At 70.0% G+C, this 22,168-nt stretch carries 20 protein-coding genes; 9 read left to right on the top strand and 11 right to left on the bottom strand.

Going from position 1 to position 22,168, the window contains the following annotated elements; all coding sequences use genetic code 11:
- Positions 1-632: 632 nt before the first annotated feature.
- Positions 633-2,000 carry a glycosyltransferase family 39 protein gene (locus tag D7X30_RS36910; protein WP_120567668.1) on the bottom strand — a complete coding sequence of 456 codons (1,368 nt, stop codon included), beginning with the start codon at positions 1,998-2,000 and terminating at the stop codon, positions 633-635.
- A 161-nt stretch (positions 2,001-2,161) separates the two neighbouring features.
- Between D7X30_RS36910 and D7X30_RS36905 the strand changes: the two genes are divergently transcribed.
- The gene (locus D7X30_RS36905; RefSeq protein WP_120567667.1) at positions 2,162-4,252 is read left to right on the top strand and encodes a thioredoxin domain-containing protein; all 2,091 of its coding nucleotides are present in this window, start codon (positions 2,162-2,164) and stop codon (positions 4,250-4,252) included.
- A gap of 27 nt (positions 4,253-4,279) precedes the next feature.
- Here the strand turns inward: D7X30_RS36905 and D7X30_RS36900 are convergent, their stop codons facing one another.
- The 3 genes from D7X30_RS36900 to D7X30_RS36890 form a co-directional block, all read right to left on the bottom strand.
- The gene (locus D7X30_RS36900) at positions 4,280-5,809 is read right to left on the bottom strand and encodes a transglutaminase family protein (RefSeq protein WP_233592036.1); all 1,530 of its coding nucleotides are present in this window, start codon (positions 5,807-5,809) and stop codon (positions 4,280-4,282) included.
- 85 nt (positions 5,810-5,894) lie between these two features.
- A complete protein-coding gene (locus D7X30_RS36895; protein WP_120556661.1) occupies positions 5,895-6,371 on the bottom strand; it encodes a GNAT family N-acetyltransferase in 477 nt (158 codons plus the stop codon).
- Positions 6,262-7,362: an ATP-grasp domain-containing protein gene (locus tag D7X30_RS36890; protein WP_120567665.1), complete on the bottom strand. Its 1,101-nt coding sequence runs from the start codon at positions 7,360-7,362 to the stop codon at positions 6,262-6,264. Before D7X30_RS36890 ends, D7X30_RS36895 begins: the two co-directional genes overlap by 110 nt.
- A 167-nt stretch (positions 7,363-7,529) precedes the next feature.
- On the opposite strand from D7X30_RS36890, the gene D7X30_RS36885 reads away from it, so the two are divergent.
- Both D7X30_RS36885 and D7X30_RS36880 read left to right on the top strand, forming a co-directional pair.
- Entirely contained in the window at positions 7,530-8,828 is a 1,299-nt protein-coding gene (locus D7X30_RS36885) for an HD domain-containing protein (protein ID WP_120567664.1), read from the top strand.
- A 17-nt stretch (positions 8,829-8,845) separates the two neighbouring features.
- The gene (locus D7X30_RS36880) at positions 8,846-10,372 is read left to right on the top strand and encodes an MBL fold metallo-hydrolase (RefSeq protein ID WP_120567663.1); all 1,527 of its coding nucleotides are present in this window, start codon (positions 8,846-8,848) and stop codon (positions 10,370-10,372) included.
- 16 nt (positions 10,373-10,388) lie between these two features.
- Here D7X30_RS36880 and D7X30_RS36875 read toward each other — a convergent pair whose 3' ends face one another.
- From D7X30_RS36875 to D7X30_RS36855, 5 genes are all read right to left on the bottom strand, one after another.
- Positions 10,389-11,132, bottom strand: coding sequence for a GlsB/YeaQ/YmgE family stress response membrane protein (locus tag D7X30_RS36875; protein WP_120567662.1), 744 nt, complete (start codon positions 11,130-11,132; stop codon positions 10,389-10,391).
- A 12-nt stretch (positions 11,133-11,144) separates the two neighbouring features.
- Complete coding sequence (locus D7X30_RS36870; RefSeq protein WP_120567661.1) at positions 11,145-13,025, bottom strand: FTR1 family protein; 1,881 nt, start codon at positions 13,023-13,025, stop codon at positions 11,145-11,147.
- Positions 13,026-13,153: 128 nt separating this feature from the next.
- Positions 13,154-13,381 carry a hypothetical protein gene (locus tag D7X30_RS36865; protein WP_120567660.1) on the bottom strand — a complete coding sequence of 76 codons (228 nt, stop codon included), beginning with the start codon at positions 13,379-13,381 and terminating at the stop codon, positions 13,154-13,156.
- A 63-nt stretch (positions 13,382-13,444) separates the two neighbouring features.
- Complete coding sequence (locus D7X30_RS36860) at positions 13,445-13,930, bottom strand: dihydrofolate reductase (protein ID WP_120567659.1); 486 nt, start codon at positions 13,928-13,930, stop codon at positions 13,445-13,447.
- Complete coding sequence (locus D7X30_RS36855) at positions 13,927-14,721, bottom strand: thymidylate synthase (protein ID WP_120567658.1); 795 nt, start codon at positions 14,719-14,721, stop codon at positions 13,927-13,929. The genes D7X30_RS36860 and D7X30_RS36855 overlap by 4 nt, the downstream gene beginning before the upstream one ends.
- 103 nt (positions 14,722-14,824) lie before the next feature.
- Here D7X30_RS36855 and D7X30_RS36850 point away from each other — a divergent pair, with 103 nt between their 5' ends.
- The 4 genes from D7X30_RS36850 to D7X30_RS36835 are packed head-to-tail and all read left to right on the top strand — an operon-like array spanning position 14,825 to position 18,231.
- The gene (locus D7X30_RS36850) at positions 14,825-15,385 is read left to right on the top strand and encodes a cob(I)yrinic acid a,c-diamide adenosyltransferase (RefSeq protein WP_120567657.1); all 561 of its coding nucleotides are present in this window, start codon (positions 14,825-14,827) and stop codon (positions 15,383-15,385) included.
- 3 nt (positions 15,386-15,388) lie between these two features.
- Entirely contained in the window at positions 15,389-16,414 is a 1,026-nt protein-coding gene (gene queG / locus D7X30_RS36845; protein WP_014399274.1) for a tRNA epoxyqueuosine(34) reductase QueG, read from the top strand.
- Entirely contained in the window at positions 16,411-17,337 is a 927-nt protein-coding gene (locus D7X30_RS36840; protein WP_370052011.1) for a DMT family transporter, read from the top strand. The genes queG and D7X30_RS36840 overlap by 4 nt, the downstream gene beginning before the upstream one ends.
- 12 nt (positions 17,338-17,349) lie before the next feature.
- A complete protein-coding gene (locus D7X30_RS36835) occupies positions 17,350-18,231 on the top strand; it encodes an ATP-grasp domain-containing protein (protein ID WP_233592035.1) in 882 nt (293 codons plus the stop codon).
- 70 nt (positions 18,232-18,301) lie between these two features.
- Here D7X30_RS36835 and D7X30_RS36830 read toward each other — a convergent pair whose 3' ends face one another.
- On the bottom strand, positions 18,302-19,117 hold the full coding sequence (locus tag D7X30_RS36830; protein WP_120567655.1) for a hypothetical protein: 816 nt from the start codon (positions 19,115-19,117) through the stop codon (positions 18,302-18,304).
- 95 nt (positions 19,118-19,212) lie between these two features.
- Here D7X30_RS36830 and D7X30_RS36825 point away from each other — a divergent pair, with 95 nt between their 5' ends.
- Entirely contained in the window at positions 19,213-20,115 is a 903-nt protein-coding gene (locus D7X30_RS36825) for an MTAP family purine nucleoside phosphorylase (RefSeq protein WP_120567654.1), read from the top strand.
- A gap of 107 nt (positions 20,116-20,222) precedes the next feature.
- On the top strand, positions 20,223-21,272 hold the full coding sequence (locus tag D7X30_RS36820) for a YihY/virulence factor BrkB family protein (RefSeq protein ID WP_120567653.1): 1,050 nt from the start codon (positions 20,223-20,225) through the stop codon (positions 21,270-21,272).
- A gap of 26 nt (positions 21,273-21,298) precedes the next feature.
- Here the strand turns inward: D7X30_RS36820 and D7X30_RS36815 are convergent, their stop codons facing one another.
- Complete coding sequence (locus D7X30_RS36815) at positions 21,299-22,123, bottom strand: M48 family metallopeptidase (RefSeq protein ID WP_120567652.1); 825 nt, start codon at positions 22,121-22,123, stop codon at positions 21,299-21,301.
- Positions 22,124-22,168 lie beyond the last annotated feature (45 nt).

Here is a 22,168-nt window from a genome sequence, read left to right as displayed (position 1 = left end):
AACTGCTCTGGGTACGCACCTTCTCCACCGTGGAGGCACTCCGACAGGCGCTGCTGGAGTGGGCCCACCGGTACAACGAGCACTGGCTGCTGGAGCGCCACCATTTCCGCTCGCCGAGTCAGGCCCGACGAGCGCTGATGCAGTCGAAGCAGGCGGCCTGATTACAACCAATCTGGTGTCTCAACAATTCGGTGCGGTACACACGACCTCAAACGCTTTCGCGCCGCTGCCACCCGTTACGACAAGACAGCGACCTGCTACCTCGCCGTCCTGCACGTCGCCTCCATGCTTCTCTGGCTGCGTTAATCAGGGACAGCCCCTAGCTTGGGTCCGTTCCTCCTGCCTGCGGCGGGTAGCGATGTTTGAAAGGCCGAACTACGTGTGAGGCAGCATTCCCCAGCGGATGTGGTTTCTTGGCACAACGCCGATCGTGTTCAGCTCCGCTTGGTTTTCGGTCTGAGGGCGGCCCAAGTTCTTCTTGGGGCGTGGCTGAGAGCGTAGTAACGCTACACGCTTCAAGAAGGCGTCGGGAACGCGTTCGCAAACCATGCTCCTCTGCCTGTAGATGGCCCCTGATGTGAGGCCTTTGAGTATGGGGGTTTTTATGTTTGGTGGATGTGGCTTGTTGGGTTTTATTGATTGTGCTGCGGTGTCTTTGTTTTTGATGTGTGCTGTAGTCTGGTTCCGGGCTTTAACCGCCACACCGTGAACGTGTGCAGCCTTCGCCCCCGGAACACACCCGTGAGCTTCACGGGGCCTTCCACGGAACCAAAGCGTTGCACCAGTTCCTCCGGCGGCGCCGCGCCGTTCTCCGAACACCACAGCACGTCCTGCCCGGGCTTCAATTCCAGCTCAGGCCAGAGGTCATACTGGCTCTTGCGCCGTGACGGCCCCACCGTGTCCGTCTCCACGCCCGCCGTGTACGCGACCTGCGAAGCCAGCTGGTACGTCGGCGCGTAGACCGCCGTGGGACCCGGCGCCATGCCCGGGAACAGCTGCTCCGGCGTCCTCAGCCGCTCCAGCACGCCCCAACCATGCGTCCTCGCCAGCACCGTGTCGCGCTCGAACGTCAGCACCGGGAACAACAGGTGCGACGTCACCGCCAGCACCACCGCCATCCCGCTCCACGCCGCCGCCCGCTGCCACACGGGCCGCATCCCCGCGACCCCAATGCACGCCGCCACGTACGCCGCCGCCGGCCAGTTCGCCTCGCCCCGCGTCTTCGCCGCCGCATAGCCGAAGAACAGCAGCGGAATCACCGCCGCCACGCGCAGCAGGAACTGCTCCTTCGGCCCTCGCACCGCGTACACCAGCGCCAGCGGGAACAGCACCGGCCCTCCCATGGCGAACTGGCCCGCCACGTACTCACCGAACGTCGCCCACCCTCCGCGCCCGCCCAGGCCGTGGTTCAGCTGGAACTTGAACCCCACCCACTCATGGCTCGCGTTCCACAACACCACCGGCAGGAAGCACAGCAACCCAAGCCCCGCCGTCACCCATGCTCCCGCCGGCAACCGCCGAGCCCGCAGCGCCGCGACCATGAACGCCAACCCCAGCAGCACGGACGGATACTTGGACAGCAGCGCCAGGCCACACGTCAGCCCCGCCAGCACCCACTTCTCGCGGTACAGCGCCCACAACCCCAGCGCCCAGAACAGCAGCATGGGCGAATCCGGCGTGGCCCAGACTCCGGAGAGGATGCCCACCGGCACCGCGCTCCACAGCGCCAGCGCCCTCCAGGCCGCGTCCCTGGACCGATACACGTCCAGCGCCAGCCCCCACACCGCCACGCCCGTCCCCAGCCCGCACAGGAGCGCCGTCCCCCGGATGCCCAGCGCGGCGATGAGCCACGCCACCATCGGCGGATGGTCGAAATATCCCCATGCGAGATGCCGGGCCCATTGCCAGTAATAGGTTTCGTCGAAGTAGACGTCCGTTCCCAGCGCCAGCGCGAGCCGCACCCCCACGCCCAGCCCCACCAGGACAAGGCATGTCTTCATTCCCGGGCCGGGGCTGGAGTGGGCGGACGCACGCACGCCCCCGGACAAAGCGCACCGGAGGGCCGTTGGCCAGCGGGGAGTGAGGCCATTTCAGCTTGCCCTCGCGAACCCAGGCTCACAATGTGAAGGGCCGCGCAGCCGCTGCACACCGGGAGTACCCCATGGCAGACCATCCCCCCTCCGCCCATACCAACCGTCTGGCCCAGGAGCCGTCGCCGTACCTGCGCCAGCACGCCACGAATCCCGTGGACTGGTACCCCTGGGGGGACGAAGCCCTGGCCCGCGCCCGCGCGGAGAACAAGCCCATCCTGCTCTCCGTGGGCTACTCCGCGTGCCACTGGTGCCACGTCATGGCCCACGAGTCCTTCGAGCACCCGGACATCGCGCGCCTGATGAACGACGGCTTCATCAACATCAAGGTCGACCGCGAGGAGCGCCCCGACCTGGATCAAATCTACCAGGGCGTCGTGCAGCTCATGGGGCAGGGCGGTGGCTGGCCCCTCACCGTGTTCCTCACTCCCGACCTGCGCCCCTTCTACGGTGGCACCTACTTTCCGCCCTCGGACCGCTACGGCCGGCCCGGCTTCCCGCGCCTGCTCACCGCGCTGCGCGACGCCTGGGAGAACAAGGCGGACGAAATCGAGGAGCAGGCCCGGCGCTTCCAGGAGGGCCTGGGAGAACTGTCCACCCACGGACTGGACGCCGCTCCCGCGCATCTGTCCGCGGAGGACATCGTCGCCATGGGCCAGTCCATGCTGAAGCGCATGGATCCGGTGAACGGCGGCTTCGGCGGCGCCCCCAAGTTCCCCAACCCCATGAACGTGGCGCTGCTCCTGCGCGCGTGGCGGCGCGGCGGCGGTGAGCCCCTGAAGGCCGCGGTGTTCCGCACGCTGGAGCGCATGGCCCTGGGCGGCATCTACGACCAGCTGGGCGGCGGCTTCCACCGCTACTCCGTGGACGAGCGCTGGCTGGTGCCCCACTTCGAGAAGATGCTCTACGACAACGCCCAGCTCCTGCACCTGTACTCGGAAGCAGAGCAGGTGGAGTCACGGCCGCTCTGGCGCAAGGTCGTGGAGGAGACCGTCGAGTACGTCCGCCGTGAGATGACCGACCCGGCCGGCGGCTTCTACGCCACGCAGGACGCGGACAGCGAAGGCGAAGAGGGGAAGTTCTTCGTCTGGCATCCCGAGGAGGTCCGCGCGGCCCTGTCCGTGGGCCAGCAGGCGGACACCGTGCTGCGCCACTTCGGCATCAAGCCCGGAGGCAACTTCGAGCACGGCGCCACGGTGCTGGAGGTCGTCGTCCCCGTGGAGCAGCTCGCGAAGGAGCAGGGCCGCCCCGTGGAGGCGGTGGAGAAGGAACTGGCCGAAGCGCGCCGCGTCCTCTTCCTCCTGCGCGAGCAGCGCGTGAAGCCGGGCCGCGACGACAAGATTCTGGCGGGCTGGAACGGACTGATGATCCGCGGGCTCGCGCTGGCCTCGCGCGTGTTCGACCGGCCGGACTGGGCGAAGCTGGCGTCGGACGCGGCGGACTTCGTGCTCGCGAAGATGTGGGACGGCAAGCGGCTGCTGCGCTCGTACCAGCACGGCCAGGGCCGCATCGACGGCTTCCTGGAGGACTACGGCGACTTCGCCTCCGGCCTCACCGCGCTCTACCAGGCCACGTTCGACGCGAAGTACCTGGACGCGGCGGATGCGCTCGTACACCGCGCGGTGGAGCTGTTCTGGGACGAGGAGAAGCAGGCGTACCTGTCCGCGCCCCGGGGACAGAAGGACCTGGTCGTGGCGGCCTTCTCCCTCTTCGACAACGCCTTCCCGTCCGGTGCGTCCACGCTGACGGAAGCGCAGGTGACGCTCTCCGCGCTCACCGGTGACGTGTGCCACCTGGATCAGCCGGAGCACTACGTCGCCAAGCTGCACGACCAGCTGGTGCGCAACCCCATGGGCTACGGCCACCTGGGGCTCGCGGCGGATTCGCTGGTGGACGGCGCGTCCGGCGTCACGTTCGCGGGGACTCGCGAGGCCGTGGCCCCGCTGCTGGCCGCCGCGAACCGCACCTACGCGCCCGTGTTCTCCTTCGGATGGAACGACACGGGCTCGGCTCCGCCCGCGCGCCTCCAGGAGCTCTTCGAGGGACGCGACCCGGTGGAAGGGAAGGGCGCCGCGTACCTCTGCCGCGGCTTCGTCTGCGAGCGGCCCGTCACCGAACAGGCCCTGCTCGCGGAGCGGCTGGTGGCGGCCCCGGGCCACTGACGCGGCCACGGGGACGCGGCACCGTGACTACTTCACGTCCGTGACCTGGAGCGAACCGATGAGGGGCGTGATCTCCGCGTTCCCCTCGTAGCCCACGTAGAAGTGCGTGGCGTCCGCGACGGGCTGGTTGAACGTGGGATCCAACTGGGTCCACTCGCCCACGAAGGCCTCCACCCACTCGTGCCAGTACAGCGCGGGCACGCCGTCCGAGTTCACCATGTAGATGACGCCGTCCACGCGGCGGGCGGGGATGCCGGACGCGCGCAGCATCGCCACCGTGAGCAGCGAGTGCTCCGTGCAGTCGCCCTTCTTCTGGCGCAGCACGTCCGTGGCCCGGTCCGCGCTGGCGCCGTAGTCCTTCTGCAGGTTGCTGTACACCCACGCGGACAGCATCCGCGCCGCCGTGTACGCGTCCTTCTCCTCGCGGATGATGCTCTTGGCCTGCGCCTTGATGGCCGGCGCGTCCGCCTCCACCGCGAGCGTGGACTTGAGGTTCTCCCCACCGTCCGGGTCCGCCACCGGCCGGGCCGCGCGGCCCTTGGGCGAAGGCGGCGCCGCCAGCAGCGTCACCTCCACGCGGCCGTCCGGCAGCCGCTGGTACTTCTGCCGGTACGTGTCCTGCTGGAACTTCTCCGGCAGGTTCTTCATCACCAGCTTCACCTGGCCGGGGACCTCCCTCGCCTTCGCGGGCAGCGGCTTGGGCAGCACCACGCGCGTGAGGCCGAACACCTCCACCAGGTCCATCCGCTTCGCCACCGACTCGGACTCGGCCCGCGCCTGCATCGTCTGGCCGAAGTCCACCCGCACCATCTTGCCGTCCGTCGTCAGGAAGGCCGCCACCGGCACCTTCTCCTTGTCCGACAGCGTGCTCACCCGCGACAGCTTCACCTTCACGCCGCCCAGCATCTGCTCCTCGGGCGCCTCCACCGTGGTGACGGTGCGGTAGGTCTCCAGGTCCGTGCCGTCCAGCGCCGAGCCCTCCACCTTCTGGCCACGAAGCAGCGCCACGCGCGCCTGGTCCGCGTCCTCCACCGTCTCCTTGGGCAGCGGCATCGGCTTGAGCACTTCATCCGGTTGCCCCGGGCGCTTGCGCACCACGCGCAGGGCGTCACCCGTCACCGTGCCCACCAGCTCGTTGTCCCCGCCGTCGCCTTTCTGCGTGACGGTGAAGGACAGGAGCTTGCCGCCGGGCTTCGCTTCGTAGACGCGCACCTCGCGGTGCACGCGCTCCGACACGCGCGTGCCCACCTGCGCCTTGAAGATGAGCTCGTTGATGCTCTGCGCCTTGTTGCCCGGCAGCACCGTCAGGTCGGTGAAGAACCAGCCCACCTTCTTGTCCATCAGGTACAGGCCGAAGTACTCGCCGCCCTTGGGGCGCGGGGCCTTCAGCGCGTCGGAGAGCTCCTGGGCCTGCGGGGCCTGGGACGTCTTCGCCTGCGCCTTGGCCGCCGCGGCCTTCACCTGGTTCTTCAGGGCGGGGGCCTGGGCCCAGGCGGGGGAGGGTGCCCCCGTCAGCAGGGCGAGCAGGCTCAACAATCCCAGACGGGTGCGTCGCATCGGTCGGTTCATGGAAGGCATCTGCCCCCTCCTGACGGGGACCCGGGCGGAAGTCTTCACGCCCAGGGATTGGGACCGCTTGGGACTACAGGCGCTTGGTCAGGATGATGAGGTCATCACCCTGCTTGTAGAAGTCGCGCAGGCGCGCCTCTTCGCCGTACTTCATGGACGCGTAGAAGCCGCGCGTGGGGCCGTAGGCCTCCGTGGCGCTCGTCTCCACGCGGATGAGCCGCGCCTTGCGGCGGCGCAGGTCGCCTTCCATGGAGGACACCAGCTGCGCGCCAATGCCCTGGCCGCGAACTTCCGGCGCGGAGGCAATCCAATACAGGTCGAACGCGTGCTCCGTCATCGGCGTGGGGCCGTAGCAGCAGTAGCCCACCAGCCCGCCGCCGTCCTGCCCGCGGTCCGCCACGAGGATGGAGTAGTCCCGGTTGCCCGCCGTGAGCGCGGTGTCAACCAGCTCGATGGCGCAGTCCTGCTCCTCCTGCGAGAAGGTTTCGATTCGCCGGATCAGCGCGGCGAGCGGTTCCCGGTCCTTTCTTTCGAGTGTGCGGATTTCCATGGGCTCTTTCGAGAGCGACCTCCACGAGTCGCGAGGCCAGGGTCGCGTAGTCCATGCCGGCGGCCTGCGCCGCCTTCGCGAACCCCGCGCCCGGGTGCAGGTCGCAGTTGGGGTTGATGTCGATGACGTACGGCACACCCTCGGGCGACACCCGAAGGTCCACGCGTCCATAGTCCTGGCAATCCAGCGCTGCAAATGCTTCCAGCGCCGTCTGGATGCAACGCGCTTCCTGCACTGCGTCGAGCCGGCAGGGTCCCGTGGGCGAGTCCCGGTACTCCGGTGACTCCGCCTCCCACTTGGCCCGGTACGACACGATGTTCGGCCGGTCGTCGAACGCGCGACCGAAGTGGATCTCCGTGAGCGGCAGCGCCTGGCGCGGGCTGTTGCCGAGCAAAGGAACGTAGACCTCCCGCCCCTGGATGAACTGCTCCACCAGCGCGGGCTGGTGGAAGGTGCGCAGCACTGACTCGCACGCCCGCACGAGCGCCGAGCGCTCCGTCACCACGGAGTCGAAGTCCATGCCCACGCTGGCGTCCTCGCGCGCGGGCTTCACGATGAGGGGCCACGGCAGGTCCACCGCCAGTGCATCCTCGCGCTTGCGCACCACGAAGGAGGCGGGGGTGGAGACGCCGTGGGCGCGCAGGATGTCCTTGGCCTTGGGCTTGTGCAGCGCCAGCCCCAGCGACAGGGCGGACGAGCCGGTGTACGGCAGGCCCAGCGCGTCCAGCAGGCAGGGGACGGCCATCTCTCCGCGGCTGTCAGCGGCCAGCGACTCGCAGAGGTTCACCACGAGGTCAGGCTGGAGGAAGCGCAGGGCCTCCACGAAGTCCAGCTTGTCTCCTTCGATGGCGAGCGGCTCGGCGACCACGCCGTCCCGGCTGAGCGCGTGGGCCAGGCTCTCGGCCACCCGGACCACGTCCTCGCGGGCTTCGCGCCCGGGGTCGTCCTCGAGGAGGTCGTGGTCACGATTGTGCAGCAGGATGATGTGCATTCGGAGTGCCCCGAGGGTTAGCACGTCCCCACGGACCTTCCCAGCCTGTGGCGTGGTGGCCGGTCGGTCCCTCACAGGGCTACCGCCTGCCGGGGTATGCGCTACGGTGGGTGACCCGTTGGAGCGGAAACCGGCCACCCCCGGCTTCAGGTTCCGACAAGGACGACATGCGGATTCGCGACCCCATTCACGGCGTCATCCCGGTGAGCGACCCGGAGAAGGCCGTCATCGACAGTCGCTTCTACCAGCGGCTGCGCTACGTGCGGCAGCTGGGCTTCGGGGACATGGCCTTCCCCGGCGCCACCCACACCCGCCATGCCCACTGCCTGGGCGCCATGTACGTCGCCTCGCGCGTCTTCAACGCCGTGGCCAGCCGCTCCGACCTGCCGGACGATGTGCGTGAACATTTCTGCACCGCCGTGCGCCTGGCGGTGCTCTGCCACGACCTGGGGCACATGCCCCTGTCGCACGCGTCCGAGCGCATCGCGCCCCGGCGGTCGCTGCTGCGGCTGCCCGGCTGGCTGGACTCCGTGGCGGAAGGGGAGCAGGCGACCCACGAGGACTACACGGCGAAGCTGCTCCTGGACAGCTCGCTGACGGACATCATCCAGAAGGAGTTCGGCTCGCGCGGCATCACCCCCACGGCGGCGGTGGCGCTGATTACGGGGGCGAAGCCGCCCAAGGATCCGGGCTTCACGTACAAGGGCGTGGACTGGACGCCGCTCTTGCGCGCCATCGTCTCCGGTGAGCTGGACGCGGACCGGATGGACTACCTGCTGCGCGACTCGTTCTACACGGGCGTGAACTACGGCCGGTACGACATGGATTGGATCGTCTCCAACCTGAACCCGGCGGTGAAGGACGGGCGCGCGGTGCTGGCCCTGTCGCGCGCGGCGGCGTTCGCGTTCGAGGACTTCCTGCTCAGCCGCTACCACATGTTCGTGTCGGTGTACCTGCACCACACGTCCGTGAACTTCGACCACATGCTGCGCCGGTACTACGAGGAGACGCCCGGCGAGTTCGAGATCCCCCACGACCCGGAGGCCTTCCTGCTCTGTGACGACGCGGCGCTCTGGTACACGCTGCGCCGCTCGAAGAACCGGTGGGCGGAGCGCATCAGCCGCCGGCAGGGCTTCAAGCTGCTGGCGCAGTTCACGGAGCGCGACACCGGCTACGACCTGGAGGTGCTCAACAGCGCGCTCACCAGCGGCGGCTTCGAGCACTACACGGTGCTGTCCAAGGGGACGCTCAGCAAGTACGTGGGGGCCTCCGGGGGCGGCGGCAACCCGGGGTTGTTCATCCTGGACGTGTCCACGGGGCGGCTGACGGAGGTGGCGCGCTACACGCCGCTCTACCAGCGCTACAGTGGCGCGGTGCGACTGACGCGGCTCTATGTCCGGCCGGATCAGGCGGAGCGGGCGCGCGAGATGATGGGCCGGCTGCTCGGCCAGACGACGCAATCCTGAAGGACGACGGTGCAACCATGAGCGAGCCCCTTCCCGGCATGGGCCTCTTCGCGCCCCACACCCCCGTGGAGCCCCGGCCCTCCTCGGTGGTCATCCTCTACCGCCGCGCGCACTCCGGCGTGGAGGTGTACTGGGTGAAGCGCGAGCGCGCGCTCACCTTCGCGGGTGGCTTCCAAGCCTTCCCCGGCGGCAAGCTGGACAAGGACGACCACGCAGTCCCCGTGCAGGGCGCCCAGGACGAGGAGGCCGCGCTGCGGTCCGCGGCGGCGCGTGAGCTGTTCGAGGAAGCGGGCGTGCTGGTGGCGGAAGGCGCGCGCGGCCTGTCTCCGGAGGCGCTGGAGGAGGGGCGCGCGGGGCTGCTCGCGGGCACGGTGAAGTGGAGCGAGTGGCTGGTTCGCCACACGCTGTCCCTGCGCGCGGAGGACCTCAAGCCCGCGGGGCGGTGGGTGACGCCGCCGGCCATCCCGGTGCGCTTCGACACGCGCTTCTACCTGGTGGAGCTGCCGGAGGGCGCGGCGGCGAGCATCATCCCGGGCGAGCTGACGGAAGGCGCGTGGATCCGCCCGGAGGACGCGCTGTCGCGCTGGAGCGACGGCTCGGCGCTGCTGCATCCGCCCGCGCAGCACGCGTTGCAGGTGCTGTCGGAGTTCACGGACGAAGCGGACGCGCGCGCGAAGCTGAGCACGCCGCCGTACTGCCCGGGCTATGTGGCCCAGCGCATCGAGTTCCAGCGCGGCGTGCGCGTGGTGGCGCTGGAGACGCCCACGCTGCCTCCGGCGACGCACACCAACGCGTACGTGCTGGGCACGGGCGACCTGCTCATCGTGGACCCCGGTTCGTCGGACGTGAAGCAGTACGCGAAGCTCTTGTCGCTGGTGGCGGGCCTGAAGGCGGAGGGCGCCCGTCCGGTGGCGGTGGTGCTCACCCACCATCACGGCGACCACGTGGGTGGGGCGTTCGTGGTGAAGGAGCGGCTGGGCATTCCGCTCTGGTGCCACGCGCGCACGGCGGACCGGCTGGACTTCCCGGTGGAGCGGCTGCTGGAGGACGGCGAGGTGCTGAACCTGGAGGGGCCGATGGTGCAGCGCTGGCACGTGCTGCACACGCCGGGGCACGCGCGCGGTCACGTGTGCCTGGTGGACTCGCGCAGCAAGGCGGCCATCGTGGGGGACATGGTGGCGAGCGTGGGCTCCATCGTCATCGACCCGCCGGAGGGCAACATGGTGGAGTACCTGGCGCAGCTGAAGCGGCTGCGCGACTGGCCCGTGACGACGCTGTACCCCGCGCACGGGTCACCGGTGCCGGACGGCCCGGGCAAGCTGAACGAGTACCTGCGCCACCGCGCCCAGCGCGAGGCCCTCATCCTGGAGGCGGTGCCCGCGACGGGCGCGACGCTCGCGGAGGTGGTGGCCACGGCCTACGCGGACACGCCGCCCCTCTTGCACCCGGTGGCGGAGCGCAGCGCCCTGGCCTCGCTGGAGAAGCTGGTGGCGGAGGGCCGCGTGCGCGAGGAGTCCTTCACCTGGTTCCGCGTCGGGGCGTGAGCCCGGCGGAAGGCGGCTAGAAGCTGCCCATCAGGCCCAGGTGCGGGCCCTTGGAGCTGTAGGTGGCCACGGGCATCAGGCGCACGGCCGGAGTGGGGGGCTCCTGCATCGCGGCCTCCTGGCGCAGGGCGTTGGCGTGGGACAGCTCGAAGCCCGCGCTCGCGCCCACCACCGGCAGGATGAAGAGGGCGGCGTTGAGGGCCGGGGGCGCCTCCGTGCCTCCGCTGTTCACCAGCGTGAGCGCCAGGAACGTCGCGCCCCAGCCCACCATGCTCCCGGCCACCGTCGCGCCCACCCGGCCGCGCCCGCCCATGAACCGGCCGCCCGCGTAGGTGCCCACCGGGATGCCGATGATGCCTCCCGCCGCGGCGCCCGCGACGGCCATCACCAGGCACTCGTCACAGCCCACCGTGGCGGACCCCAGCAGGTACCCCACCGAGCCCAGCACCGTCGCGCCCACGACGCCGCCCGCCGTGCCGCCCAGCACCTCCACCGCCACGCGCGGCACCGGGTCCTTCGCGGCGGGCGCGGTCTTCACGGAAGGCAGCGCCTTGGCGGGGACGGAGGCACGCGTGGGGACCTCGTCACCGGAGGTGACCTCCGGCGGCGGAGGCACGTCCTCGTCCGGCGCGCCCACCAGCGGTGGGGGCGTGAGGCTCCCGGCGGGAGCCTGTGCCGGCTCGGCGGGGGCCTCCTGGGCGGAGGCCAGGCCCGACACGAGCAGCAGTGCGAGGAGTGTGGACAGACGTGTGCGCTTCACCAGGACTTGAGGCTACCGCAACGGCTGCGTCGGCGTCGCGCTGTCGCCGGAAGTGGGCGTCTCCTCGCGAGGCCGGCGGCGCAGGGCCCGGTAGACGAGCGGCGCCACGGCCAGCAGCGCCTGCGGCACCAGCGACAGCGCATCCGGATACAGGCCCAGCATGTCCACGTAGATGAAGCGCACCGGCACCAGCGGCAGCGCGCCCACCTCCTGCAGCGAGTGGAGGCCCTTGCCCAGCAGCATCACCGCCGTCACCACCATCACCACCGTGGAGAGGCTGAAGAGCGTCTTCATGGGCAGCCGGTAGCCCATGCGGTTGATGAAGAGCACCAGCACCGCCAGCGCCAGGATGCCGCCCACCACGCCCCATACCACGCCCGCCGCGGAGTCCACCGCCAGGCCCTGGAGGAAGATGGCCGTCTCGAAGCTCTCACGCAGCACGGACGTGAACGCGATGACGAACAGGCCCACCGTGCTACCCCGGCCCAGCGCGCCCTGCATCTTCTGGCGCAACTCGCCCATGAAGTGGCTCACGTTCGCGCGCGCGTTGAGCCACAGCGCCGCGTACAGCAGCATGCCCACCGCGACGAGCGCGGTGACGCCCTCCAGCCACTCGCGCTGCGCGCCCGCCAGGAGCTTGCGCCCCACGATGTACGCGATGGCGCCCGCGATGAGCGCGGACACCCAGCCCGCGTGCACCACGCGCACCTGGTCCATGGCCTTCATCTTCTTCAGCGCGGCCAGCAGCGCAGTGACGATGATGGTCGCCTCGAAGCCCTCGCGCAGCAGGATGAGCAGCGTGAGCCACGCCACGGACAGCACGTCCGTGGTACTGCCCGTGGTCTTTCGCGCCTGGTCCAGCAGCGACAGCAGCTCACGCCCCTCGTCCTGCAGGTGCGGGCTCTTGCGCTCGGCGGCGAGCCGCGCCTGCATGAAGGCCTCTTCCAACTTCTGGGTGAGCGCCGGGTCGCGCCCGCGCAGCTTGGGCTCCACCGGCTCCAGGCCGTTGAGGTACGCGTCCAGCAGCGCGTTCTTCGCGCCCGTGTAGTCGCCCTCCGCGCCCATGCGCATCGCGTGGCCCACCGCCGCGCGCGCGTTGAGCAGCACCTTCTCCTCGTCCGCGTCCGGCATGTTCTGGCGCAGGCACGCCACCTTGTCCGCGCCGAACGCCTTGGCCAGCTCCGCGTCCGTGGACGTGGCCAGCCGCTCCAGCGACGCGTTGGGCGGCTCGCCCTGGCACGGCGGCTGGCGCAGGGTGAAGACGAAGAAGGCCAGCGACCAGCGGTCGTCCTCGGTGAGCGTGGGGAAGGCCGGCATCGCCGTACCGGGCACGCCGAAGCTGGTGGTGTTGAACGCCTTGTACGGAGTGAGCCCGTCCTCCATCAGCTCCGGGTCGTGGAAGTTCGCCGGCCGAGGCTCCATGTCCGCCGCGATGGCCACGTCCGCCTTGCCCTCCGCGCCGTGGCACGCCGTGCAGTTGGCCTGGAAGAGCTTCTTGCCGTGCTCCAGGTCCGGCGCCACGCGAGGGCTGCGCGCCAGGCCACCGGCCAGCACCAGGCTCTCCACCAGCTCCCCGCAGTCGCGGCTCACGCCCTCCGGGTCCTTCGCTTCATTGACGCGCGTCTGGATGGCCTCCACGCGGGGCACGAACGTGGCCGCCGCCGGGCCCAGCTCCTTCGCCGCCGCCAGCGCCTCCGCCGCGAAGCTCTTCTGCTCCGTCAGCTCGAACTCCGACTGGGACGACACCGCCGCCGGATAGTCCGCCTGGAGGTACTGGAGGATGCCCACCAGCCGGTGCCAGGTGCGCCCCTCGTCGGTAGCCGGTGCTTCAGCCCGGGCGGAAGAGGACAGCGCGAGCAACAGGCACAACGTGAGGGAGGCGGCGTGTTTCACGGCCGTCTTCTACCAACCACGTCACGGGTGTTCAATTCTGCGAATCAAATTCAATTGATAAGACCCCCTCAGGAAACGAGGGGGGCCCGCGGGTCAACACCCGGGGTGTTCCCGGGGATGACTCAGCGCTAGTTGAGGTCGCAGTACTGCGGGTACGTCCGGCACGGATAGCAGGGGCCACCCGGGCCGTAGTAGCAGGACTCGCCGGCGGGACAGACGCCGGTATCCGGGCAGATGCGCAGCTCCTGCTCCTGCGAGCCCAGCTCCGCGGCCGTGCCCTCCTCGATGGGCCCGCCACAGGCCGCCAAGCCCAGCACCGCGAACAGCCCCAGTCCACGAATCAGACGGCGACGCATGCACGCTCCTTCGGTGAGAGGAACCCGCACGATAAGTCGTCCAGGAAACGCTAGGAATAAGGGCTAGCCCTGACGCTCGTAGGTGAAGAAACCGAAGGGCAGGTCACCCTCCGGGTGCCGTTCCTCCTCCACCAACCTCCATCCGGTCAGGTCCACGGACGGGAAGAACGCGTCGCCGGGGAAATCCCGCTCGAGGCGGGTGAGGTAGAGCCGGTGCCACAGCGCTTGTGTCTGCGCATAGACGTCCGCGCCGCCCGCGATGAAGACCTGGCTGTCGCCGGCTTGTCGCAGGGCGTCGTCCACGGTGTGGGCCACGCGGACGCCTTCCGGGGCGGCCCAGTCTCGCTGGCGGGTGAGCACCACGGTGGTGCGGCCGGGCAGGGGCCTCCCGATGGAGTCGTACGTCTTGCGACCCATGACCAGGGTGTGGCCCAGGGTGAGGCGCTTGAAGCGCGCCAGGTCCGGCGGCAGGCGCCAGGGCAGGGTGTTGCCCTGGCCGATGACGCGGTTCGCCGCCATGGCGACGATGGCGGAGACGCGCGGGCTCATACGGCCACGGGCGCCTTGATGGCGGGGTGCGGGTCGTAGCCTTCCAGCGTGAAGTCCTCGTAGCGGAAGGCGAACAGGTCCTTCACGTCCGGGTTCAGGCGCATGCGCGGCAGGGGGCGCGGTTCGCGCTTGAGCTGCTCCTGCGCCTGCTCCACGTGGTTGAGGTACAGGTGCGCGTCACCGATGGTGTGGATGAACTCGTGCGCGGTGAGGCCCGTGGCCTGCGCCACCATCATCGTGAGCAGCGAGTACGACGCGATGTTGAAGGGCAGCCCCAGGAAGATGTCCGCGCTGCGCTGGTAGAGCTGGCAGGAGAGCTTCCCGTCGGCCACGTAGAACTGGAACATCACGTGGCAGGGCGGCAGCTTCATGGAGGGCACGTCCGCCACGTTCCACGCGCTCACCAGGTGCCGGCGTGAGTCCGGGTTCTTCTTCAGCCCGTCCACCAACTGCTGCATCTGATCCACATGGCCGCCGTCCGGCGTGTTCCAGGAGCGCCACTGGTGGCCGTAGACGGGGCCCAGGCTGCCGTCCGCATTGGCCCACTCGTCCCAGATGGTGACCCCCACCTCCTGGAGCGAGCGCACGTTGGAGTCGCCCCGGAGCATCCACAGGAGCTCGTGGATGATGGACTTCAGGTGGAGCTTCTTCGTTGTCACCAGGGGGAAGCCCTGGGTGAGGTCGAAGCGGAGCTGATGGCCAAAGAGGCTCAGCGTCCCCGTGCCGGTCCGGTCGCCCTTCTTCGTCCCGTGCTTCAGGACGTGCTCCATCAGACTCAGGTAAGGCTGCATGGGGCCCTTTTTCCCTAGGTGGGGTCGGGCAGGCGAGCAAAATATCGGCCCCTGTCCACCCGCGCACGGCGTCGCCGTGTCGCATCGTTAAACAAGGGCTGCCATGAAGATCTACACGAAGACCGGCGATGCGGGAGAGACGGGCCTCTTCGGCGGCGGCCGCGTGGCGAAGGACGACGCGCTGGTGGACGCCTACGGCGAGGTGGACGAGCTCAACGCCACGCTGGGCCTCGCCCGCACGTTCCCGCTGCCGGCGGACCTGGAGCACTTCCTCCAGCGCATCCAGGACCAGCTCTTCACGGTGGGCGCGGTGCTGGCCACGCCTCCGCACACCAAGGCGGCGGCCCACATCCCGGAGCTGCGCCCGGAGTGGGTGGAGGAGATGGAGCGCCACATCGACCGCTACGAGGAGGAGCTGCCGAAGATGACGCACTTCATCCTCCCGGGCGGCTCGCAAGCGGCCGCGGCGCTGCACCTGTCCCGCACGGTGTGCCGCCGCGCCGAGCGCCGGGTGGTGACGCTGCTTCGCGAGGACAAGGCCCCGCCCGCCGTGGCCATGTATTTGAACCGCCTGTCGGACCTGCTCTTCGTGGTAGCCCGGCTGGTGAACTTCCGCGCCGGTCTGCCGGACGTGAAGTGGATCCCCGAGAAACCGACGAAGTAAGCCGTGTACGCGACACAACTGCCCACTGCCCGGCTCCGGCAGCTCGCCCAGGACGTGGGCTTCGACCTCATCGGCTTCGCGCGCGCGGAGCCCATTCCGCCGTCGTCGCTGATGTCGTGGCTGGAGGCCGGCTACGACGCGGACATGGACTGGATGGGGTCGCGCGCGGAGGAGCGGCTCGACGTGTCGGTGCTCCTTCCGGGCGCGCGCACGGTGCTGTCCTTCGCGAACAACTACTGGCGTGATGATGAGCCGTCACAGGGCTCACCCATCGCGCGGTACGCGAGGGGCCGCGACTACCACTCCACGCTGCGCGACCGGATGAAGGCGTTCCGCAAGACCATCAACGCCTGGTACCCGGGGCTGGGCACCTACGGCGGCGTGGACAGCGGTCCCATGATGGAGAAGGTCTGGGCCGCTCGCGGGGGCCTGGGCTACGTGGGCAAGAACGGCTGCCTCATCACGGAGTCACACGGCTCGTGGGTGCTGCTGGCCACGCTCATCCTGGACGCGGAGGTGGACGCGTACCCGGACGGACCGGTGGCGGACCGCTGCGGCTCCTGCCGGCGGTGTCTCATGGCGTGTCCCACGGGCGCGCTGGTGGGCAACCGGCAGGTGGATGCGCGCGCGTGCCTGTCGTACCAGACGATTGAAAACCGTGACCGTGACGTGCCGGAGGCGTTCCGGCTCAAGTTCGACAACCTCATCTTCGGCTGCGACATCTGCCAGCAGGTGTGCCCGCTGAACCGCAAGCCGGTGTTCGCGGACGACGAGCGCTTCATGCCCCGCGCGGTGGCGTCGCTGGGCACGCTGGAGCTGGCGGCGCTGACCCCCGAGCAATACAAGGAGCTCATCCCGGGCACGGCGCTGGCGCGCGCGCGGTACGACGGTTTGAGGCGCAACGCTGTCTACGCACTGGGCGTCGCACGGCAGGCCCACGCCCGACCGCTGCTCGAAAAACTCAGCGGCGACGACAGCGAGCTGGTACGCAGCGCCGCACGATGGGCGCTTCTACAACTGGAGCCGTGACGCCGTCCGCCGCGCCGCCGCCGCTCGGGCGGGTGTACGCGGCGCTGACGGTGCAGGTGCTGATCAGCGCGGGCTCGTACCTGGCCGCCAAGCGGGCGATGACGGAGCTGTCGCCGTTCACGGTGGTGCTGTGGCGCTTCCTCATCTGCGGCGTCGCGTTCGTGACGCTGCTCGCGGTGACGCCAGGGCCCAAGCTGCCGCCGCGCCATGCGTGGCCGCGCATCGCGCTGTTGGGGCTGATGGGCGGGCCGGTGAACCAGATGCTGTTCTTCTCCGGCCTGTCGCGCTCCACGGCGGCGCACGCGGCGCTGTTCTACGCGCTCACGCCGCTGGGCGTGTACGTGGCCAGCCTGGTGCTGGGCCGGGAGCGGGCGTCCACGCGGACGACTGCGGCCATCCTCACGGCGTTGGTGGGAGTGGTGGTGCTGCTGCTGGGCCGGGGGCTCGCGAGCGCGCGGGGCACGCTGGTGGGGGACCTGCTCATCCTCGCGGCGGTGGTGGCGTGGGTGGTCTACACGACGGAGGGCAAGCCCCTGGCCACCGAGCATGGACCGCTGCGCGCGACGGCCTGGACGACGACGGTCGCCACGGTGTTGCTGTTGCCGCTCGCCCCGTTCGTGCTGGAGCCCGCGGCGGTGTGGGCCTCCAGCGCCGCGGCGAAGGCCTCCATCGTGTACGTGGGGCTGATGATGTCGGTGGTGGCGTACCTGCTCTGGTCCTATGCGCTGTCCAAGGTGCCCGCGTCGCGCGTGGCCATCTTCTCCAACCTGCAACCGGCGGTGACGGCGCTCGTCGCGTGGCTCTTCCTGGATGAAGGGCTGCACTGGGAGCTGGCGCTGGGTGGCGCGCTGGTGCTCGTGGGCGTGCGGTTGACACAGAGCGCGCCGGTGAAGGCCGCGCCGGTGGTGGTGCGCGCGGGCTGAAGGCGTTGACCCGTGAAGGGCGGCGGACGCACGCTGCCGTCCATGCTGCGTCCCGGAGAGGATCTGCTGAAGGTCGAGGACCGCCTGTGGCTGCTCACCGCGGCGACAGGGAAGGGCGTCTATGACTTCGCCTTCGACCGGTTCTTCGCGTGCCGCCGGCCGTACGTGCTGCCCGATGAGTCCCTCGAAGTCGTCGCGCGCGCGGGCGCGTGGCCCGACTACGCGGAGCGCTACCGCGAGCTGGAGGCGCAGGGAGTGCGGCTGGTGCATTCACCGGAGCAGCACCTGCTCGCGACGGAGCTGCCGCACTGGTATCCGCTGCTGGAGGACCTGACGCCCCGGAGCCTCTGGTTCGACACGCCTCCGGATGCACGCACGGTGGAGGCGCAGCTGGGCTGGCCGGTGTTCCTCAAGGGCGCGCGGCAGACGAGCCGCCATCGCAGGTCCCTCTCCATCATCGAGGGCCCGGAGGCCTTCCGTCATGCGATGGACGCCTATGCGCAGGACGACATCCTGCACTGGCAGCAGGTGGTGTGCCGAGAGCTGCGGCCCTTGCGGCGCGTGGACGACACGCAGGGCGCGGACGCGCTGCCCCGCTCGTTCGAGTTCCGCACGTTCTGGTGGCGGCAGCAGTTGGTGGGCTTCGGTCCCTACTGGTGGCAGGGGACGCCGTACGCGCTGACGCCCGGAGAAGAGCGGGACGCGCTGGCGCTCGCGGGCGAAGCGGCGCGCCGGGTCGCGCTCCCGTTCCTCGTCGTCGACGTGGCCCAGGAGGTGTCCGGCCGGTGGATCGTCATCGAGTGCAATGACGGCCAGGAGAGCGGCTACGTGGGCGTGTCACCCTTCGCGCTCTGGCAGCGCGTTCTGGACCTGGAGCGCGAGCGCGCGGGCTGAAGAAAGAAGCCCTCCGAAGGCAGGCTGCCTCGCGGAGGGCTTGTGGCTGCTTGCTGTGCGGGAGACGGCGTCAGTCGCCGTTGGGGTCCCACTCGGAGATGTCCTTCCGGGCGGGCTCCACCGGAATGACGGGACGCGGCGGCTCCTTGATGCGGGGCGGCGGCTCCTTCTTCGCCACCGGCGGAGGCGGCGGGGCCGGCAGGTCATCGTCATCCGAGCGGCTCGGCTGCGCGGGCTCGGCCATCACCGGCTTCGGCTCGGGCTTGCGCGGGGGCGGATCCGCGCGGGGCGGCGGCTCCGCGAAGGCCTCGATGTCCGGCGTCTCCGAGCGCTGGGGCTCCGGCTCTGGCGCCACGGCGGGAGAGGGCGGGGGCGGCGTGCGCGCGGGCTCCCGGGCCTTCGCCGGGACGGCCGCCTGCTGCCTCCCGTTGTTCCTCGCGGGCTTCTCGTCCGACGCGCGGTAGCCCGTGCGCTCCGGGGGCGGCTCCGGCGGATCATCGTAGGAGTCGCGCACCGGCCTCGCGCGCGGCTGCTTGTCCTCGTCGTCGCCGAACGGGTCCTCGTCGCGGCGGCGGTCCTTCTCCTGGATTTCGCGCAGCTTGGCCGCTTCCGTCTTGCTCCCCCGGCGCTCGGGCGCGGCCTCCGGTGCGTCCGGCGCCCGGTTGTTCACCGCGTTGAACTGGCGGGTGCACTGGCTGCGCGTCTGCAGGCAGCCGTCGAAACAGCGCGTCAGCTTCTTGAGGGCTGCGCCGTTGCCGCCGTACTCGATGGTGCAGTCCTCCTTGCACGTGGTGGCGTCCTCCTCGCAACCGGGCGGGACGGGACCGGCCAGGGCAGGGGTTCCAAACAGGACGCTGAGGACGACGAGGCGCGGAAGAAGACGCATGGCAAATGTGAAAGCTACCAGTCTTCCGCGCTTCCTGGGCGAGCCCCCCGCGATATCGTCAGGCCTACGCCCGGCGACCGGGCGAGAGGAGACGCATGGCGGCGGTCAAGGTGGGCATCATCGGGGGCCAGGCCCTCTACCAGGCCCTGGGACTCCAGGGGCGCGGCGAACACCTCTCCGTGGAGACGCCCTTCGGGCCCCACAGCGCCCCACTCATCGCCACGGAGCTGGACGGCGTCCCCATCGTCTTCGTCTTCCGCCACGGCCAGGGCCACGTCCACAACGCCACCCGCGCCCCGTACCGCGCCAACCTCTTCGCCCTGAAGTCGCTCGGCGTCACCCACGTCATCGCCACCGGCACCGTGGGCAGCCTGCGTGACGCCATCCAGCCGCTGCACCTGGCCCTGCCGGATCAGGTCATCGACCGGACCTACCGCCGCCCCTGCACCTTCTACGACGACGTCGCCGTGCACGTGGAGCTGGCCCAGCCCTTCTGCGCCACCCTGCGCCAGACGCTCACCGACGCGGCCCCCAAGAGCGACACGGCGAGCGACACCGTGGTGCACCCCTCCGCCACCTACGTCTGCATCGAGGGCCCCTCCTTGAGCACCCAGGCGGAGAGCCAGCTGTACCGCACGTGGGGCGGGGACCTGGTGGGGCTCACCGCCATGCCGGAGGCGCGGCTCGCCCGCGAGGCGGAGCTGCACTACGCGCTCATCGCGCTGCCCACCGACCATGACTCCTGGCGCTCGCAGCCCGCGGGCCAGGAACCCGAAGCGCTCCTGCCGCAGTTCACCCAGCGGCTGGACGCCGTCACCGCCCACGGCGCCGCGCTCCTGCGCCGCGCGCTGCCCCGCATCGCGAGCACGCCCACCACCTGCCGCTGCGCCAGCGCGCTCGCGCTGGCCATCTTCACCGACCGCACCCGCATCCCCGCCGACGTGAAGAGCCGCCTGCGCCCGCTGCTGGGCCGCTACCTGCCCTCCGGGCTCGTCTAGCGTTCAACACCCGGCACGTCCCACCGCGAGCGCCCGGCTGGCCGCCTGCTGCCGAATGGCCGGGCCGTCCACACATTGGCTCCCCACAGACCCGGAGGGGGAACCACATGGGGCTGCCACGGCTCAAGTACCTGACGTGGAGGGAGTTCGCGCGTCGCTTCTGGAAGGAGATTGAAGAGGACACCGTCACCGACGTGGCGGCGCAGCTGTCCTACTACTTCATCTTCTCCCTGTTCCCCTTCCTGTTCTTCCTCGTCACGCTGGTGGCGTACATGCCGTTCGCGCCCGGCGCCGTGGACGCGATGATGGAGCGCATCCGCCCGCTGGTGCCCGGCGACGCGCTGGGTGTGGTGAGCCAGCACCTGACCTCCATCGTCGGGGAGACGCGCCCCCGGCTGCTCACCGTGGGTCTCGTCGTGGCGCTGTGGACCGCGTCGCGCGGCGTGGATGCCCTGCGCAAGGCGCTCAACATGGCCTACGACGTGTCGGAGTCCCGGCCCTACTGGAAGACGCAGGGACTGGCGCTGCTGGTGACGCTGATGGGCGGCCTGCTGATCCCGCTGTCCTTCGCCATCCTGCTGTTGGGCGGGCGCATGGGGGCGTGGGTGGCGGACAAGCTGGCGCTCATCGACGAGTTCCACCTCGTCTGGTCCTGGCTGCGCTGGCCCTTCACCGCGGCGCTGGTGATGCTGATGCTGTCGCTCTGCTACTACCTGCTGCCGGACGTGAAGCAGCGCTTCAAGTACATCACCCCGGGCTCCGTGATTGGCACGCTGGCGTGGCTGGGCAGCACCTGGGGCTTCACCCAGTACGTGGAGCACTTCGGCAAGTACGACGTCACCTACGGCTCCATCGGTGGCGTGGTGGTGCTGCTGCTGTGGCTCTACATCTCCGGGCTCATCTTCATCCTCGGAGGGGAGCTCAACGCCATCCTCGAACACGCCTCCGCGCAGGGGAAGGCCAAGGGCGCGCGGGACTTCGGCCAGCCCGCGCCCCTGGAGCCGCCCCTCAAGACGCCCGGCGCGGCCAAGAGCGCCGCCAGCGCCCGGAAGACGCGGCTCGCGCTGTTCAGGCGCAAGCGCCGCGTGGCGGAAGGCAAGGATCCGGAGCCCCCGGGCCTGGTGCCGGACGGGAGCGACAACCCGTCCGTGCACTGAAAGCGCCGGGGAACCCGAAGGGGTGACTACTGCTTGGGCAGCTTCGCCTGGATGGCCGTCAGCCCACCCGCGGTGTTGCGGTCGCCCTTGAGCCCCTGCTGCGCGATGATCTTCCGCAGGTGCGCGATGCGGTCCTCGTTGGTGGGGTGCGTGGACAGCCACTTGAGCACGCCCGGCGTGGAGCCCTGCTCCTTCTGCAGCTTCTGGAAGAAGGTGATGAGGCCGTTCGGGTCGAAGCCCGAGGCGGAGGCGTACTTCGCGCCGTACTCGTCCGCTTCCGTCTCCTCGCCGCGGCCGTGCGCCAGCTGCAGCCCGCCGCCCGCCAGCTGCGCGGCGATCTGCGCGGCGGTGCCCGGGTTCTGGCCCAGCGCCACCTGGGTGATGGCCTGCAGGCCGTAGGCGTTCACCATGGCGCGCGCGGAGTGCCGGCCCACCACGTGGCCTGCCTCGTGCGCCATCACGCCCGCGAGCTCCGCCTCCGTGTCCGCCGCGAGCAAGAGGCCCGTGTACACGTAGAGGAAGCCGCCCGGCGTGGCGAAGGCGTTGACCGTCTTCGGGTCGTTGATGACGTTGACCTTCCACTTCACCCCGGAGCGGTCCTTGTTGGCCTGCGCGAGGATGGGCTGGGAGATGCTCCGGACGTACGCCAGCACCTCCGGGTCCTCCACGTACTTGATGTTCTCCTTCGTCTCGAGCTCCTTCTTCACCTGGAGGCCGAGCTGGTTCTCCTGCTCGTCGGAGATGAGGACACTGGCAATCGCCTTCTCCGCGCCCACGCGCTGCTTGGTGCAGCCCGTGGAGAGGCCCGAGGCCAGGGTGAGGGTCAGCAGTGCGGTGACCATCCGTTGCATGGGCGAGTCGTCCTTCGAGTAGGGGTTGGAGGCTTTCTCGGCCCG

This window comes from Corallococcus sp. AB011P, assembly GCF_003611605.1.
Lineage (GTDB): Bacteria > Myxococcota > Myxococcia > Myxococcales > Myxococcaceae > Corallococcus > Corallococcus coralloides.
Note: the sequence above shows the minus strand (reverse complement) of the source record. Positions and strands in the feature narration are given on the sequence as shown.